This is a genomic window from Ensifer sp. 2TAB8 (assembly GCF_052115125.1).
GTDB lineage: Bacteria > Pseudomonadota > Alphaproteobacteria > Rhizobiales > Rhizobiaceae > Ensifer.
Genome location: NZ_JBFRGB010000067.1, coordinates 1 through 1364 on the forward strand (window position 1 = coordinate 1; position 1364 = coordinate 1364).

The 1364-nt window shown below is 62.7% G+C and carries 1 protein-coding gene and 2 pseudogenes; all 3 read left to right on the forward strand.

The window, feature by feature from the left end:
* A pseudogene (locus AB4Z53_RS35320) lies at positions 1-318 on the forward strand (lipoprotein-releasing system transmembrane subunit LolC); the annotation flags it as partial.
* Between the two features lie 16 nt (positions 319-334).
* Entirely contained in the window at positions 335-1021 is a 687-nt protein-coding gene (locus tag AB4Z53_RS35325) for an ABC transporter ATP-binding protein (protein WP_113541559.1), read from the forward strand.
* Between the two features lie 144 nt (positions 1022-1165).
* Positions 1166-1364 (forward strand): annotated as a pseudogene (locus AB4Z53_RS35330) (lipoprotein-releasing system transmembrane subunit LolC); the annotation flags it as partial.

Below are 1364 nucleotides of genomic sequence, written 5' to 3' on the forward strand. Positions count from 1 at the left end.
GCAACCTCAGGCTCGGTGATGCGCATCTTTTTCATGACGGGTGCTGCGATCGGTGTCGCCGGAACGGTCGCAGGCGTGGCGCTCGGCGTCGTCGTCTGCCTCAACATCGAATCCATCCGCCAGTTCTTTTCCTGGATCTCCGGAACGACGATATTCAGCCCGGAGCTTTATTTCCTGAGCCAACTCCCGGCCGACATGAATGCGGATGAGACTGCTCTCGTCATCGTCATGGCGCTCACCCTTTCCTTCCTCGCCACGATCTTTCCGGCCTGGCGCGCCTCGCGCCTCGATCCGGTGCAAGCCCTGCGTTACGAATGACAAGGACATCAACTGAATGAATGCGCGCGTGGCACTGCAGCTTACCGGCGTTGAGCGACACTACGGAGAGGGCGAGACCTTTCTATCCATCCTCAAGGGTGCGGATTTCACGTTGAGAAGCGGTGAGACGGTTGCGCTGGTAGCACCCTCGGGAACCGGTAAGTCGACGCTTCTTCATGTCGCCGGGTTGCTGGAGCGCCCGGACGGTGGCGAGGTGCTGGTCAATGGCGTCTCCTGTGGCGGCCTCAACGACGATCGGCGTACGGCCATCCGCCGCAACGAGATCGGTTTCGTTTATCAGTTCCACCACTTGCTTCCCGAATTCACGGCGCTTGAGAACATCATGATGCCGCAGCTGATTGCCGGCTTGGCCAAGGCCGAGGCCGCCGACCGCGCAAGGGCGCTGCTCGACTACATGCGCATCGGCCACCGCGCCGATCACCGCCCGGCGGAACTCTCCGGCGGCGAGCAGCAGCGCGTCGCGATCGCGCGTGCCGTCGCCAATGCGCCGCTCGTACTACTTGCCGACGAGCCGACGGGCAATCTCGATCCGGAAACCGCCGGCTACGTCTTCGAAGCGCTGGAAGCACTGGCGCGCCAGTCGGGCCTCGCGGCGTTGATCGCCACGCACAATCATGAACTCGCCGGGCTGATGGATCGGCGTGTGACGATCGAGGACGGCAAGGTCGTAGAGATGAAGTGATGATGCGGCCGCGGGCGTAATGACCACTCGGCGCCGCTATGTCAGCCTGCCTTTCGGTCTCTCGCCCTGAACCGCCGTCCTTGATGTCCGTCGAAGCTGCGATCAAGCTGACCGCAAAGAAGTGATGAGGCGAGGGAAGGCAGGATGACCGCCGTGGTGCAAGTTCAGGTGCAGGCCGCAGCGCGGCCTGAAAGGTCCTCCAGCCGTCCCTTTTCCGCCTTTGAGCGCATGGTCGCCTGGCGCTACCTGCGCTCCAGGCGCAAGGAAGCCTTCATCTCGGTGATCGCAGGCTTCTCCTTCATCGGCATCATGCTCGGCGTCGCGACGCTGATCATCGTCATGG